The sequence below is a fragment of the Bradyrhizobium sp. SZCCHNPS1003 genome (assembly GCF_032381555.1).
GTDB lineage: Bacteria > Pseudomonadota > Alphaproteobacteria > Rhizobiales > Xanthobacteraceae > Bradyrhizobium.
Map to the genome: position 1 here is coordinate 117,690 of NZ_JAUHIU010000001.1, position 14,518 is coordinate 132,207.

At 66.6% G+C, this 14,518-nt stretch carries 12 protein-coding genes and 1 riboswitch; of the genes, 6 read left to right on the top strand and 6 right to left on the bottom strand.

Annotated features, from left to right (window positions below; all coding sequences use genetic code 11):
• The first annotated feature begins 32 nt into the window (after positions 1 to 32).
• Positions 33 to 1,256 carry an ABC transporter substrate-binding protein gene (locus QX126_RS00565; protein WP_315778668.1) on the top strand — a complete coding sequence of 408 codons (1,224 nt, stop codon included), beginning with the start codon at positions 33 to 35 and terminating at the stop codon, positions 1,254 to 1,256.
• A gap of 48 nt (positions 1,257 to 1,304) precedes the next feature.
• Here QX126_RS00565 and QX126_RS00570 read toward each other — a convergent pair whose 3' ends face one another.
• Together QX126_RS00570 and QX126_RS00575 are read right to left on the bottom strand one after the other, a co-directional pair.
• Positions 1,305 to 3,014, bottom strand: coding sequence for a sulfatase-like hydrolase/transferase (locus QX126_RS00570; protein ID WP_315778669.1), 1,710 nt, complete (start codon positions 3,012 to 3,014; stop codon positions 1,305 to 1,307).
• A 192-nt stretch (positions 3,015 to 3,206) separates the two neighbouring features.
• Entirely contained in the window at positions 3,207 to 4,139 is a 933-nt protein-coding gene (locus QX126_RS00575) for a DUF2380 domain-containing protein (RefSeq protein ID WP_315756353.1), read from the bottom strand.
• Between the two features lie 174 nt (positions 4,140 to 4,313).
• Here QX126_RS00575 and QX126_RS00580 point away from each other — a divergent pair, with 174 nt between their 5' ends.
• Together QX126_RS00580 and QX126_RS00585 are read left to right on the top strand one after the other, a co-directional pair.
• A complete protein-coding gene (locus tag QX126_RS00580) occupies positions 4,314 to 5,732 on the top strand; it encodes a sensor histidine kinase (RefSeq protein ID WP_315778670.1) in 1,419 nt (472 codons plus the stop codon).
• Entirely contained in the window at positions 5,729 to 6,370 is a 642-nt protein-coding gene (locus tag QX126_RS00585) for a response regulator transcription factor (RefSeq protein ID WP_315778672.1), read from the top strand. Before QX126_RS00580 ends, QX126_RS00585 begins: the two co-directional genes overlap by 4 nt.
• 31 nt (positions 6,371 to 6,401) lie before the next feature.
• Here the strand turns inward: QX126_RS00585 and QX126_RS00590 are convergent, their stop codons facing one another.
• The gene (locus QX126_RS00590) at positions 6,402 to 6,710 is read right to left on the bottom strand and encodes a hypothetical protein (protein WP_315778674.1); all 309 of its coding nucleotides are present in this window, start codon (positions 6,708 to 6,710) and stop codon (positions 6,402 to 6,404) included.
• Positions 6,710 to 7,567, bottom strand: coding sequence for an SDR family oxidoreductase (locus tag QX126_RS00595; protein WP_315778676.1), 858 nt, complete (start codon positions 7,565 to 7,567; stop codon positions 6,710 to 6,712). The genes QX126_RS00590 and QX126_RS00595 overlap by 1 nt, the downstream gene beginning before the upstream one ends.
• 545 nt (positions 7,568 to 8,112) lie before the next feature.
• On the opposite strand from QX126_RS00595, the gene QX126_RS00600 reads away from it, so the two are divergent.
• From QX126_RS00600 to QX126_RS00610, 3 genes are all read left to right on the top strand, one after another.
• On the top strand, positions 8,113 to 9,225 hold the full coding sequence (locus QX126_RS00600; RefSeq protein ID WP_315778678.1) for a DUF2336 domain-containing protein: 1,113 nt from the start codon (positions 8,113 to 8,115) through the stop codon (positions 9,223 to 9,225).
• Between the two features lie 283 nt (positions 9,226 to 9,508).
• Positions 9,509 to 9,727, top strand: a riboswitch (cobalamin riboswitch).
• A gap of 95 nt (positions 9,728 to 9,822) precedes the next feature.
• A complete protein-coding gene (locus tag QX126_RS00605; RefSeq protein ID WP_409999063.1) occupies positions 9,823 to 11,904 on the top strand; it encodes a TonB-dependent receptor plug domain-containing protein in 2,082 nt (693 codons plus the stop codon).
• A gap of 71 nt (positions 11,905 to 11,975) precedes the next feature.
• A complete protein-coding gene (locus QX126_RS00610) occupies positions 11,976 to 12,554 on the top strand; it encodes a hypothetical protein (protein ID WP_315736893.1) in 579 nt (192 codons plus the stop codon).
• Positions 12,555 to 12,636: 82 nt separating this feature from the next.
• Here the strand turns inward: QX126_RS00610 and ilvC are convergent, their stop codons facing one another.
• Together ilvC and QX126_RS00620 are read right to left on the bottom strand one after the other, a co-directional pair.
• Positions 12,637 to 13,656 carry a ketol-acid reductoisomerase gene (gene ilvC, locus QX126_RS00615; protein ID WP_315736892.1) on the bottom strand — a complete coding sequence of 340 codons (1,020 nt, stop codon included), beginning with the start codon at positions 13,654 to 13,656 and terminating at the stop codon, positions 12,637 to 12,639.
• A 150-nt stretch (positions 13,657 to 13,806) separates the two neighbouring features.
• Positions 13,807 to 14,412: a LysE family translocator gene (locus QX126_RS00620; protein ID WP_315736891.1), complete on the bottom strand. Its 606-nt coding sequence runs from the start codon at positions 14,410 to 14,412 to the stop codon at positions 13,807 to 13,809.
• Positions 14,413 to 14,518: the final 106 nt, after the last annotated feature.

The following is a 14,518-nucleotide window of genomic DNA, read 5'->3' on the forward strand; positions in this document are numbered from 1 at the left end:
GTTTCACAAAAGATATTCAGGGAGTGGATGTGATGAGGATTGGGACCACCGCGCTGGCCGCGCTTGCTCTGCTGTCGCTCGCGGCAACCGCGCCGGCGCTTGCCGCCGAGAAGAAGTACGATACCGGCGCCAGCGACAGCGAGATCAAGGTCGGGCAGACCGTGCCGCTGAGCGGCCCGGCGTCGGCCTATGCCACCATCGGCAAGGCGCAGGCCGCCTATATGAAGATGATCAACGACCAGGGCGGCGTGAACGGGCGCAAGATCAACCTGATCCAGTATGACGACGCCTACTCGCCGCCGAAGACGGTCGAGCAGGTGCGCAAGCTGGTCGAGAGCGACGAAGTGCTGCTGACATTCCAGATCATCGGCACCGCGCCGAACGTCGCCGTGCAGAAATATCTCAACACGAAGAAGGTGCCGCAGCTGTTCGCGGCCACCGGCGCCTCGCGCTTCACCGATCCCAAGAACTTTCCTTGGACGATGGGCTTCAATCCGAGCTACGTCGTCGAAGGCCGCATCTACGGCCAGTACATCCTCAAGACCCATCCCGACGCCAAGATCGGCGTGCTCTACCAGAACGACGATCTCGGCCGCGACTATCTCGCCGGCCTGAAGGCCGGGCTGGGCGACAAGGCCGCCAAGATGATCGTGGCCGAATCGTCGTACGAGATCACCGAGCCGACGATCGATTCTCACATCCTGAAGCTGAAGGACGCCGGCGCCGATCTGCTGTTCAGCGCCTCGACGCCGAAGCAGGCGGCGCAGGCCATCAAGAAGGTCGCCGAGCTCGGCTGGAAGCCGGTCCACATCGTCGACATCAATGCCAATTCGCTCGGCGCCACCCTGAAGCCCGCCGGGCTCGAGAATGCCAAGGGCCTGATCAGCGTCGGCTACGTCAAGGACCCGCTCGAGGAGGGCTTCAAGAACGACCCCGGCGTGCAGCGCTATCTCGCCTTCATGGAGAAGTACTATCCCGACGGCGACAAGGGCTCGAACTTCAACGTCTATGGCTACATCACCGCCGAGCTCCTGGTCCAGGTGCTGAAGCAGTGCGGCGACGAGCTGACGCGGGAGAACGTGCTGAAGCAGGCCACCCATCTCGACCATGTCGAGCTCGGCATGCTGCTGCCGGGCATCAGCATCACGACCTCGCCGACCGACTATCGCGTCAACAAGCAGTTGCAGATGATCCAGTTCGACGGCGCCCACTGGCAGAACATCGGCGGCATCGTCACCGACACGGCGGCGGAGTAGCAGCGGGCGTTGCAAACACGTTGCCCGGCCGACCTTGGCGTCGGCCGGTCACAGCCCCCGGATCAGCTCGGCGTCGATCAGCATGCGGTTGAAGCGGCGCGCCTCGGCGCCGTCGCCGCAGGCGTAGAACACGCCCTTGCAGCGGAGCATGATGTCCTTCTGCTCGGCGAAGGACGGATCGAGCGGAATGCCGGCGGCTTCGAGCGTGACCAGCGGCAGATAGGCGGCGTCGATCCGATCCATCACGACCGCGCTCTGGCGCGGCTCGAAATTGACGGCATCGACGGCGTAATAGGTCCGATAATAGCGCGGATCATAGCTCTCGAGCTTCTCGCCGATGCCGGCCTCGTCGAGCTTGGGATCGAGAATGTGCGGCGAGAACTCCGGCTGGTGATCGCCGTAGCGCACGATCAGGAACGGCTGGTCGCCGAAGCGCTTCTTCAGGCTGGCGAGGAAGCGCTGATAGTCCGTCGCGCTCATCGCCTGGCGGCGCAGATACTCATCGATCGAAGGCAGATTGCCGGGCGCTCGCCAGGATGGCGTCAGGTCGGGCCGGAACGTCGTCTCCCACGGGAAATGGTTGGCGGCGAGATAGACGAACATGAACAGCGGCTTTCCGCGCGGCCGGTGCTGCATCAGATCGAGCGCGGCATCGTAGAAGAAGCCGTCGGGCTCGACGCCCTTGGCGCCGAGATCGCGCGCGTCGAGGAAGCGGTCGACGCCGACCGTGGTCTGGAAGCTGCGCGCGCTCATGAAGGCGCCCTGCGCGGGATAGAGCGACACCGTGTCGTAGCCGCAATTGCGCAGCGCCAGCGGCAGGCCGCGCTCGACCCGGCCGGACGCGATCCGGGTCACGAAATAGGCGAAGCGGCCGAACGAGCGCGACGACAGGCCGGCAAGCACGTTGTACTCGGTGAACCAGCTCGGTCCGCCATTGCTCTCGGCCATGAACTGCCGCGCCTTGCCGTCGAACGACTTGAAATGGCTGCCATAGCCATCCGGCACCTTGATGCCTGGCGCCGAGCGGATGTCGAAGCTGGATTCGTCGTGGATCAGCACGATGTTCGGGCGCCGTCCGGCCGGATGACAGGAATCCGGGACGAAGGCAGCCAGACTTCGATCAGCCGTGGCGTCGGATTCCATGAAGCCGTTGGCGAGGAAGTCCGACACCGCCGTGACGCCGGAGCGGGCGAATTTCGACAGATAGCCGTCGTCATAATAGCCGCGCCAGGTCTCGTCGCGCCAGTTGAGCGAATACAGCGTGAGCGCGGCAAGGCAGGCGAGCTTGCCGGCCAGCGCCGGCAGCCGCGCGATCCGGAACGGATCCGCCCACCACAGCAGCCCCATCAGCGGCAGCACGACGGCGGCCGCCACCAGCACCGACAGCTTCAGGTTCGGGAAGATCGTGAACAGGAACGCCGCGCTGTCGTGATCGATCAGCATCACGTCGACGAAGTTCGCCGTCATCTGGACCACGGCGTGCTTGAGCTGCGACAGCAGCACCAGCACCACGACCATGGTCAACGCCAACGCGCCGGACACCGCAGGCCGCCGCAGCAGCACCAGCCAGAAGCAGTTCAGGATGCCCCAGGCCAGCACGAAGCCGAGCCGCGAGCCGAAATCGGTCTCGGTGTGCAGCATCAGGGCCAGCGCCGCGACATGCGGCGCGGCTACGGCGGACAGCCGGACGGCCGCGGAGCGTGTTGCGCTCGCCGCGGCGAGCGTGGTGATCGGTTGGTCGTTCGGGGTCAGTGACATCAGGCGGTCGAATGCAGGCGCCCTTCGCCGGCGCATGCCGACAGATCAAGGAAGCCTATCCTGTCATCCGACCGTAATGAAATCGTCACAAATCACAACAGCCCGGATTTACACGGAGGGCGGCGTGTCGTCTCGCGCCACGACGAGAGGTGGCATCACTGCCGTCCTCGCGTACCGATCCTCGCCCTTTTTTCAATTCTGGGTGCCGGTCTCGAGCAGCCGCTCGCGCACCAGACGCACCGCGCCGCGGCTCCATGAATAATTGGCGCCGAGGCGCAATCCGCTGTCACCGGCGGCGACGAGCGCGCCACTGTCGGCCTGGCGGACACGAAAGCCGATGATGTATTCAGTGCGGCCGATCCGCCGGACGATGCCGAGCAGCGATTGCTGGGCGCCGACGGCCCGGGCCGCCCGGGCCTCGCAATCGTCGCACTCACGCACGGGCTGCCCCGGCTTGATCTCGCCGGCCGCGTCCACCAGGCGATAGCGCCCGGACTGCGCCAGCAGCTGCCGCACCGCGTCGGTCGCCTCCTGCAGCCCCTTCTGGTCGGATTCGGTCTCGCCGAGCGCCGCGCCTGCGCTGGTGTCGTCGAGCTCGAACGGCAGCAGCGCCAGCCGGATCGGCTCCGGCGGCGCCAGTGCGTCACGGACCTGGCGCGAAACGAAGATCGCAGCGCGCTGCCAGGCCTCGTCGCTATCGCCGCGGAAGGTGAAGACCTTGTCGAAGACGACCCGATGGGAGGCGACGTCGATGGCCGCGGCGCGCGCCCACTGCACCAGCGTGGAGAGCTTCTGGACTCCGCCGGTGATCACGACGGTTGCGCCGGCCGCGGCCGCCATCTGCAGCCGGGCCTCCGGGGACGCATCGGTGGGACAGGACGGCGCGCAGGACGGGCTGACCGGCCGCAGCCGCGCGTCGGCGGCGACGTCGCTGCGGAGCGCGGCGATGAATGCATCCAGCCGCCGCTGATGCGCTGCGGTCTGATCGACCGGCTCGCCGGACGTGTCGAGATAGCTGAAATCGTCGACCAGCACAGCCGGGACATCGCCGGAGGCGGCGCGGACCGGGCCGGCCGCGAAAGCAAGCGCGAGAACGAGACAACGGACGACGCGACGGTTCGACATGGGATCCCCCTGCAGCGGTGTCTGGCGGTCCAAAGCTAGACGCAGCGGCGCTATGGCCGCAGCGGCCGCGGTCCCGGCGCGGCACGGGAAATTTTCACGACGGTGACGGCGACCAGGCCGCAGCGCTTTTGGCCCAGGCGGTTCTGCCGTTAAATGCCGGCGGGCAGGGCTACCATGGACGTGCCGAAGATGCGGACCCGCTACGACCTCAAATACCGTCTGACCCTGCGCATCTCGGTGGTCTCGGCGCTCTGCTTTGGGGCGATCTGCGCCTATGTGCTGTTCGACACCGACCGCTCGGTGCATGCGCGCAATGAGCGGATCGCCGAGATCACGGCCAGGACGCTGCAATTGCAGCAAAGCAAGATGCATTGGGTCAACAGCCCGCCGGCCGGCTTTCCCGACCTCGATGCGGTCGCTGCCGCCGCGATGCGACCGGGCCTGTGCATCGCCTATCGCGGCGTCGACGGCGCGATCGTGCAGCGCATCTGCGGCGGCGCCGAGGCGCAGACGGACGATCCGCCCCGCGCCTTCGCGATGCTGTATCGGCGGCTGTTCGATCCAGGCCGGGAAGCGGCACGGCCGGTCAGCTTTCGCGGCGAAACGACCGGCGATGCCGTCGTCTGGGCCGATGCCGGCGTCATGACCGCGGAGGCCTGGCGCGAGCTCAGCCGGCTGCTGCCCGTGCTCGGGACGGCGCTGGCGCTGCTGTGCATTCTGGCCTACGCCGCGCTGGCCCGCGCGCTGCGCCCGACCCGGCTGATCCGCGCCGGGCTGGAGCGGATCGCGGCCCATGATCTGTCGGCACGGCTGCCGCCGTTCGACCTTGCCGAGCTGTCGGCGATCCGCGATGCCTTCAACCAGCTCGCCGAGGGGCTGGAGACAGCGCTGGCCCAGCGCAGCGAATTGACCCGGCGCCTGATCGCCCTGGAGGACGACGAGCGCCGCCACCTCGCGCGCGAGCTGCATGATGAATTCGGCCAGTCGCTGGCGGCGATCCGGGCGCTCGCGGCATCGATCCGTCACAGCGCGGCGCAGGATTGCCCCGCTCTGGTGGGCGATTGCGACGGCATCGCGCGCACCGCGAGCGACATGATGGACCAGTTGCGCGGCGCGCTGATGCGGCTGCGTCCACCTGATGTCGACGAGCTCGGCCTCGCCGGCAGCCTCGAAGGCCTCGTCGCCGGGTGGAACAGGCGGCAGCACGGCCGCACCGTTTTCGAGATCAGCCTGTCGGGCGGCATCGACCGACTGCCCGGCATCATTGCCACCAACCTCTACCGCATCGCCCAGGAGGCGCTCACCAATGCCGTCAAGCACGCCGGAGCGACGCGCGTGCGGCTGCAGTTGACGCTTCAGGACGGGCCGGCGAGCGCGACCGTGCTCACCGTCGAAGACGACGGTCCCGCAGGTGAAGCTCCCGACAAGCCGGGCATGGGCCTGCTCGGCATGCGCGAGCGCGTCGCCTCCATGGGAGGCCAGATGAGCTTCGCGGCCACCTCCGGCGGTAGCGCGCGACTCCGCGTCGAGATTCCGCTGCCGGCCCTGCCCGACCTCTCGCCTACCCAGCCGCAAGCGGCATGCGCGGCATGACGGCGCCCGCCGGCACCATCCTGCTGGTCGATGACCATGCCGTGGTCCGCGAGGGCTACAGGTCGATGCTGCAGAAGCAGCCGGGGCTGCGCGTGGTCGCCGAAGCCGCCGATGGTGCCGAAGCCTACCGGCTGTTCAAGGAAGTCAGGCCCGATCTCGTCATCATGGACCTGACCATGCCGGGCGTCGGCGGCATCGAGGGCATCCGCCGCATCCGGCAATGGGATCGCAGCGCGCGCATCCTCGTCTTCACCATGCATGAGAATGCGGGCTTCGCGGTGCAGGCGATCCGCGCCGGCGCCCGCGGCTATGTCACCAAGAGCAGCCCACCGGAGACGCTCGTGCACGCCGTCATGGACGTGCTCGCCGGCCGCATCGCGATCAGCCCCGACATCGATCACGAGCTCGCGCTCAGCCGGCTGTCCGGCGAGCGGGCGGCCGCCGACGTCCTGTCCGCGCGCGAATTCGAGGTGATGCAGATGCTGCTGGCCGAACGGACCACCGACGAGATCGCGTCAGCGCTGCATCTCAGCCCGAAGACGGTTGCCAACCTGCACTCGCTGATCAAGGACAAGCTCGGCGTCGCCAGCGACATCGAGCTGGTACGGCTGGCGCTGCGGCAGGGCCTGCTGACCTGAGACCGCAGGGCTCACGTCAGCGCAAGGAATGTCAGGAGTCGTCGGTGTCGATCTGGGGCGTCGCGGCGGCTTCCGACGCTGGCTCCGTGACGGGATCATCGATCAGGTGAAACTCGCGCCCGAGCCGGCGCTGCACGCTCATCACGGCGCGGTCGACGTCGCTGATCAGGCTGTCGCCGAGAACGACATGCGGGATCTCCCAGTTGCGGCCGCTGCGCACGTCGAGCGCATGAACGGCCGGCACGCGTGCCGTCTCGCACCCCGGCTGCGCGCGAATCTCCTCCTCGACCAGGCGGGTCAGCTCCGCCTGGGTCTTGCCGATGGTCGTCATCGCCGGCATCAGGCCCTGGTCACCGGCGTCAGACCGAGCCGCTTGGCAATGATGCGATCGACGGTCCGCTTCGGAAGCACCCGCACGATCCATTGCCTGATAGCATCGGGCGCGATCTCGTAGCGCACCCTGGGCGCCGGCAGGGTCAAGGCGTCGGCCACCCGCGCGGCGATGGTCTCGGCCGGCAGCCCGGTCTTGCCGAGATGCAGCATGAAGCCACGAATCTTCTGCAGCGCCGGGAAGAACGGCGAGGCCTGGTACGCCGACAGGTCGACCTCCTCGGCCTTGGCCCAGATCGGCGTCTTCACCGCCCCCGGCGCGATGACGATGACGTCGATGCCGAACAGCATCAGCTCGCGGCGCAGGCTCTCGGATAGCCCCTCGACCGCATGCTTCGAGGTCGAATACGGCGCCATCAGCGGGTTGCCGTTGCGGCCCGCGACCGAGCTGATCATCACGATCCGGCCGCGCTCTCCCTTCATGGCAGGATCGGCGCCGAGCAGCGGCGCGAACGCCTGGGTCGCAATGACCGGACCGATGACGTTCACTTCCATCTGATGGCGAAACTGCTCGATCGGCAGCTCCGTCACCGGCCCCGCGACGGCGATGCCGGCATTGTTGACCAGACCGGCGAGCGTCTCGCCCTTGAGCGCCGCTCGCACCTCGCCGGCGGCCGCCTTCACCGCCGCTTCGTCGGTCACATCGAACAGCAGCGGCGTGAAGTTGGCGCCGAGCTCGCTGCGCAGACGGTCTGCATCAGCCTGCTTGCGAACGCTGCCGAACACGTGGAAGCCACGCGCGAGCAAGAGCTTCGAACAGGCGAAGCCGATGCCGGTGGACGCGCCGGTGATGACGACGGATTTCATGGCGACCTCAACGATTTGCGCGGCGATTATCGCACGGGATGCGGCGCGATGCTGGCGCTGATTTTTCGCGCGAGATCATCCCTCTTCCGAGCCCGCCCTGGAACACCGGGAGACCGCACGCAGCGCACGGCGCATCAGCAAAATGGCCGCGGCAAGAATGGGGTTTAAGTTTCAATGCTTGGGAGGATGACAGCTGACGTGAGATCGAGGGCAGCGAGCAAACTGGATGAAGGAAGGTCCGTGACCTTATGAGATCATTAACCTTTCCGTTTCGCTGGCCTGTCGTCGCCGCGTCTGCGGGGAGGTGTTCGGGCCTCATTCCATCGCCTGTCCGGCGAATCTCCGGAAGACCGCGCTCCAGCTCGTCGTCCCCCTCTACGCGTATCGCCTTAATTTTCCGTATCCGTGTTTCTCCGGGGTACTACGTCCTCCGACCCTAACGCGTTGTTATCGCCCGTGCCGAAAACTGCTCCGGCCGAGAGCCTTGCAGCGGGATCACAAGCGCGTCGCTGTCGCTCCGGCCATCCGGACAAACGAGCGCGATCGTGTCACAGCCAGAACAGCTCCCGCCTTCAGAACACTCCATCATCACCGAGCTCGAAGAGGCCGTCCGCAGCGGCTCCTCGGCGAAGCGCGTCAACACGCTGCGCCAGGTCACCAATCTGTTCCTGCATGACGGCGAACGCCTCACCGAGGACCAGATCAAGGTGTTCGACAATGTGCTGTGCATGCTGGTCTCGCGAGTAGAGACCCGCGCGCGGGCCGAGCTCTCCAAGCATCTCGCGCCGGTCGACTACGCGCCCGTCGAATTGATCCAGCAGCTCGCCCGTGACGACGAAATCTCGGTGGCCGAGAGCGTGCTGATGCACTCGAGCCGGCTGACCGAGCATACGCTGGTCGAGGTCGCGGCGACCAAGGGCCAGGATCACCTGATGGCGATCTCCAGCCGTCCGCATCTGACCGAGGCGGTGACCGACATCATCGTCGACCGCGGCGAGCGCCGGGTCATCCGCAAGCTCGCCAACAACCAGACCGCGCGCTTCTCCGATACCGGCTATTCCGGGATGATGGCGCATGCCGCGGATGACGACGAGCTGTCCGAGATCATCGGGCTGCGCGTCGACCTGCCCACCAAGCACCTGCGCGACCTCTTGCGCCGCGCCACCGAAGCCGTGCGCGCCAAGCTGATGTCCTCGGCGCCGCCGGCGTTGCAGCAGGAGATCAAGAAGATCCTCAAGGCCATCGCGGACGTCGCGCGCAGCGACGGCGGCCTGGTCGGCCGCGACTTCACGCTGGCCGAAGAGGCCGTCAAGCGCATGAAGGGGCTGAACGAGCTCAACGATGCCGCCATCGCCTTCTTCGCCGAGACCCGCCGCTTCGGCGAGGTTTCCGCCGCACTCGGCCTGCTCAACAACGTCCCGACCGAGATGATGGCCAAGGTGCTCGAGGGCCCGCGCACCGACATCGTGCTGATCCCCTGCCGTGCCGCCAGGCTGGCCTGGTCGGTGGTGGCGAAGATCCTGACCCATCGGCCGATCAAGCACGCCATCGACAGCGACACCCTGAAGCTCGCCGAGCGCGACTATGCCCGGCTGTCGCTCGACACCGCCCAGCGCACGCTGCGGTTCTGGATGGTGCACAACAAGGTCGAGAAGTGAGCGGGTGCTCACAAGACGCAATCCTCATCAGCAACGACTCGCGAGCCTCCTCATACTCCGCTGTCGTCCCTGCGAACGCAGGGACCCATACAGCGTGATGTGAATTGGCGGAAAATGTCTGGATCGTCGTCCTTCGCCACACGACCGCCGGCGGCTATGGGTCCCTGCGTTCGCGGGGACGACAGCTATGGTTGTCGCAGGCGGCCGGGCATCATCAAGCCGACCGGCCAGCGTTATCGCCAGGAGATCACCGGGCGCCGGATTGACTTTGGTGCGCCCGCACTCCTACGGTGATCGTGACGGTGCCCCTCGACCGGGGCTCAAAAGGGAATGCGGTGCCGGATGCGTCTCGCAAGAGACGTGATCGAAGGCCGCAGCTGCCCCCGCAACTGTAAGCGGCGAATCTCGCGTCATAGGCCACTGGGAAATCTCGGTCCCGGGAAGGCGACGTGGAGGTGACGACCCGCGAGCCAGGAGACCTGCCGTCAGCCGTGGTCACACGCGAGGATGCCGGTCGGGGCGTTATTGGCATCGTTTTCAGGCAGGTCTGCAAAGGTCTGCGTGAGACCTCGTTCGCGGTGACGTGCCACTGACGTCATGCCGAGGTCACTCGTGTCTCCCGTTCCCCATGCCAGGCGGCATCGCGCCGTTCTGTCGTCGCTCTGCGTCCTCGCGTCGTTTGCGCTGCTCGGTGCTTTCCCGGCAGCCGCGCAGCAATCCGCCTCCCCCAACCTTTTGCCGCCGGTCGAGGTTGACGCGCCGCGCAAGCCGGCTGCCGCAGGGCCGGCGGTGTCCGGCGGTTCTCCAACCCGCAACGCCGCGCGACGGCAGACGCCGGCTGCAAAGCCGGCAGCGCCGGCCAGCGCCCCCGTCGCCGTCAGCCCGACCGGCGTTGTGACGCCGGTCGCCGACGTCGCGAATGCGATCACCGTGGTGACCGACAAGGATATCGCCGCGCAGCAGGCCCGCACCGTGCCGGACATCCTGAGCTCGGTCCCCGGATTGAACATCGTGCAGGCCGGCGGCCCGGGCGGCCAGACCAACATCTTCATGCGCGGCACCAATGCCAACCACACCAAGCTCATCATCGACGGCATCGACGCAGGCGACGTCACCAACGGCAACGGCGCGTTCGATTTCGCACATCTGCTCGCCACCGACATCCAACAGCTCGAGGTGCTGCGCGGGCCGCAGAGCGGGCTGTACGGCTCCGATGCCATCGGCGGCGTCATCTCGGTGGTCACGCGCAAGGGCGACGGACCGGCGCGGGCAACCGCCTCGGTCGAGAGCGGCTCGTTCAAGACCTTCAACCAGACCGCGGGGCTGAGCGGCTCTCGGGACAATGTCAACTACGCAGTCAACGTCGCGCGTCTGCACGCCGGTGACGTTCCGGTGACCCCGTGGCAATTGCTGCCTGCGGGGCAGAAGGCGATCGGCAACGCCTACGACAACGTCACCGCCTCGTCCAAGCTCGGCGTCGATCTCAACGAGGCCTGGACGCTCAATTCGGTGGTCCGCTACACCGACGCCACCCTGCTGTTCACCGGCGACAGCGGCTTTCCCAGCTTTCCCGACGCCGCCCAGAGCAACCACACCGTCCATCAACTGGCGACGCGCGAGGAAGCCGTATGGTCGCTGCTCGGCGGCCGCATCAGGAACTACTTCGGCGTCAACTATGTGAACAACTGGTCGTCCGATCTGACGGCCGGCAATCCCGTCGCCGCGGTCGCGACCGGCGAGCGCATCAAATATGACTGGCACGCGGTGACCGAGCTCGCCCCGCGCAACAACCTGATCGTCGGCCTGGAGCAGCAGACCGAACGGCTGAAGACCACCGACCTTTCGGCCGAGAACGGCAACAAGGCCGGCTTCGTCGAGCTGCAGACCGAGTTCGCGAAGCGCTGGTTCGTCGTGGCGAGCCTGCGCAACGACGTCAACGACCAGTTCGGCGGCCATGGCACCTACCGGATCGCGCCGGCGGTGATCCTGCCGGTCACCGAGACCAAGCTGAAGGCGAGCTACGGCACCGGCTTCAAGGCACCGACCTTGAGCCAGTTGCACCAGGATTTTCCGGCGTTCAACTTCTTCGCCAATCCCAACCTCCGGCCGGAGCAGAGCACCGGCTACGATGCCGGCTTCGAACAGCCGCTATTCGACGATCGCGTCCGCTTCGGCACGACCTACTTCCACAACAGCATCACCAACCTGATCAATTTCAACGCGACCTTCACCTCCTACGCCAATGTCGGCCTCGCCACCACCGAAGGCACCGAGAGCTTCGTGACGGCGCGGCTCACCGATCGGATATCGCTGCGCGCGGACTACACCTTCACCCGCGCCGTCGACGCGGCTACCGGCCAGCAGTTGCTGCGCCGGCCGAAGGAGAAATGGAGCGCCACCGCCACCTGGCTGCCGATCGATGCGCTGAGCCTGTCGGCCACCTTGCTGCGGGTCGGCGACTGGCTCGATGTCAGCCGCGACGGCATGACCACCGGCCTCGTCGCACCCGGCTATACGCTCGTGAACCTGCGCGGCGACTACACGCTGTCTGACCAGGTCAAGGTGTTTGGCCGGATCGATAACCTGTTCAACCGTCACACCCAGAACCCGACCGGCTTCTTGGCGCCCGGCTTCGGCGTGTTCGGCGGCATCCGACTCGCGAGCTTCGGCGTGCAGTGACGCAGACCTCCCGAAGCGGCTGACAGCCGCCTCAAAACTGGACTACAATTGCAACAACAGGAGATGGTTCCATGACTCTCGACGTCCTCGCCCCCTCTGGTTCCGAGGCTCGCCTCGCGCCCGTCCCGCCGCGGCATGCAGCCGCGTTTTGTTTCGCGCTGCTGACGACCGCCTGTGCGCTGGCGAGCTTCGTGTTCGCCTGCGCGACGCCGTTTGCGGCCTTCGCCGTGATTGCGGCCGCCATGCTTCCGCTGCGCACGGCGCTGCCGGTGATGCTCGGCGCCTGGCTGGTCAACCAGGGCATCGGCTTCGGCGCCCTGCACTATCCGGTCGATGCCAATACGCTGGCCTGGGGCGCGATGATCGGCGCCGCCGCGCTCAGCGCCACTGCCACGGCCCGGGGCGTGCTGCAGGCTCTGCGCGCAAGCCCGGCTCCGCTCGCCTTTGCCGCCGCTCTGCTGGGCGCCTACACGGCGTATGAGCTGGTGCTGCTGGCCGCCACGCCCGCGCTCGGCGGTGCCGCGAGCTTCACGCTCCCGATCGTCGCCCGCCTCGGCCTGACCAGCGCCGCCTGGCTCGTCGGCCTGGTCGCTGTCAGCGAGATCGTCCGCCTGCTCGCGCCGCTGGCCTCACGCCGCGCGACGTCCTGAAACAGCCTAAGGACTCACCTACCAAACAAAAACGGCGGGCCTCGGCCCGCCGTTCTCAATTCTCAGCAAGTCCTGCGCGAACTCAGTTCTTCGACTTGTCGACCAGCGCGCCCTTCTTGATCCAGGGCATCATGTCGCGCAGCCGGGCGCCGACCTCCTCGATCGGATGCTGGGCGAGCTTGGCGCGGGTCGCCTTGAACGAGGTCTGGTTGACCTTGTTCTCCAGCATCCAGTCGCGTGCGAAGCGGCCGGACTGGATATCGCCGAGCACCTTCTTCATCTCCGCCTTGGTCTCGGCCGTGACGATGCGCGGGCCGGTGACGTATTCGCCATATTCGGCGGTGTTGGAGATCGAGTAGTTCATGTTGGCGATGCCGCCTTCATAGATCAGGTCGACGATCAGCTTCACCTCGTGGAGGCACTCGAAATAGGCCATCTCCGGCGCGTAGCCGGCCTCGGTCAGGGTCTCGTAGCCGGCCTTGATCAGCTCGACCAGGCCGCCGCACAGCACCGCCTGCTCGCCGAACAGGTCGGTCTCGCACTCTTCCTTGAAGGTGGTCTCGATGATGCCGGCGCGGCCGCCGCCGATCGCCGAGGCGTAGGACAGGCCGAGGTCATGGGCGTTGCCCGAGGAATCCTTGGCGATCGCGATCAGGCACGGCACGCCGCCGCCGCGCTGGTATTCGGAGCGGACGGTGTGGCCGGGGCCCTTCGGGGCGATCATCAGCACGTCGAGATCGGGGCGCGGGTCGAGCAGGTTGAAATGCACGTTGAGGCCGTGGGCGAACACGAGCGCGGCGCCCTGCTTCATGTTGTCGTGCAGGTGCTCGCGATAGATGTCGCCCTGCAGCTCGTCCGGGGTCAGCATCATCACCAGGTCGGCCCATTTGGCGGCCTCGGCGACTTCCATCACCTTGAAGCCGGCGCCCTCGGCCTTCTTGGCCGAAGCCGAGCCCTTGCGCAGCGCGATCGCGACGTCCTTGACGCCGGAATCCTTCAGGTTGAGCGCGTGGGCGTGGCCCTGGCTGCCGTAGCCGACGATGACGACCTTCTTGCCCTTGATCAGGTTCAGATCGGCGTCGCGATCGTAGTAGACACGCATTGTCGTTTCCTCTTTGAGATGGCCGGAATTGGCTGAAAAGTCAGACGCTTGGGTGAGGCACGGGCGGCTGCGCCCGGACGAAATCCGGCCCGTGTCTAGAGCATTTTGGGCGTGGTTGGAAACCCCGATCTCGCATGGCGGCCGCCTCCCTCATGCGTCCATGAAGACGGGATAGAGCGAGGCGAGCAGCAGCACGGCCATCAGAATGTTGAAGCCGCGCACCGCGCGTTCGGAACTCAGCAGCGGCCGCAGCGCCGTCCCGAACAGGGTCCAGGTGATGGTCGAGCCGATCGCCATCACGAAGCTGATCCCGACCTGCAGCGCGACATTGGCAGGGAAGCTGGCGATCGCGGCATAGGCGGTGATGGTGCTGATCACCATCACCCAGCCCTTGGCGTTGACCCACTGGAACAGCGCCGCGCCCCAGAACGACATCGGGCCGCGCGGCGTCGTGTCGTCATCCGGCTTGGCCGATCCGGAGAACGCGATCACCACGGCGAGATAGATCAGGTAGGCGGCGCCGAGATATTTCAGCACCTCCTGCAGCACCGGATAGGAGATGAACACCGTGGCGAGGCCGAAGCCGACGGCGCCGACCATGAAGGCGAAGCCGAAGCTGACGCCCATCATGTGCGGCACCGTGCGGCGGAAGCCATGGGTCACGCCCGACGACAGTAGCATGATGTTGTTCGGCCCTGGCGTGAACGCCATCACGAACGCGAAGGTGACGAAGGCGATGAGGAGCTGCTGGGACATTCTAATGAGTTCTCTCCGCACGACGACTCTTCACCCTCCCCTGGAGGGGGAGGGTTGATCGCGCATGCAATGCGCGATCGGGGTGGGGTGGGCCCCAGACATAGCT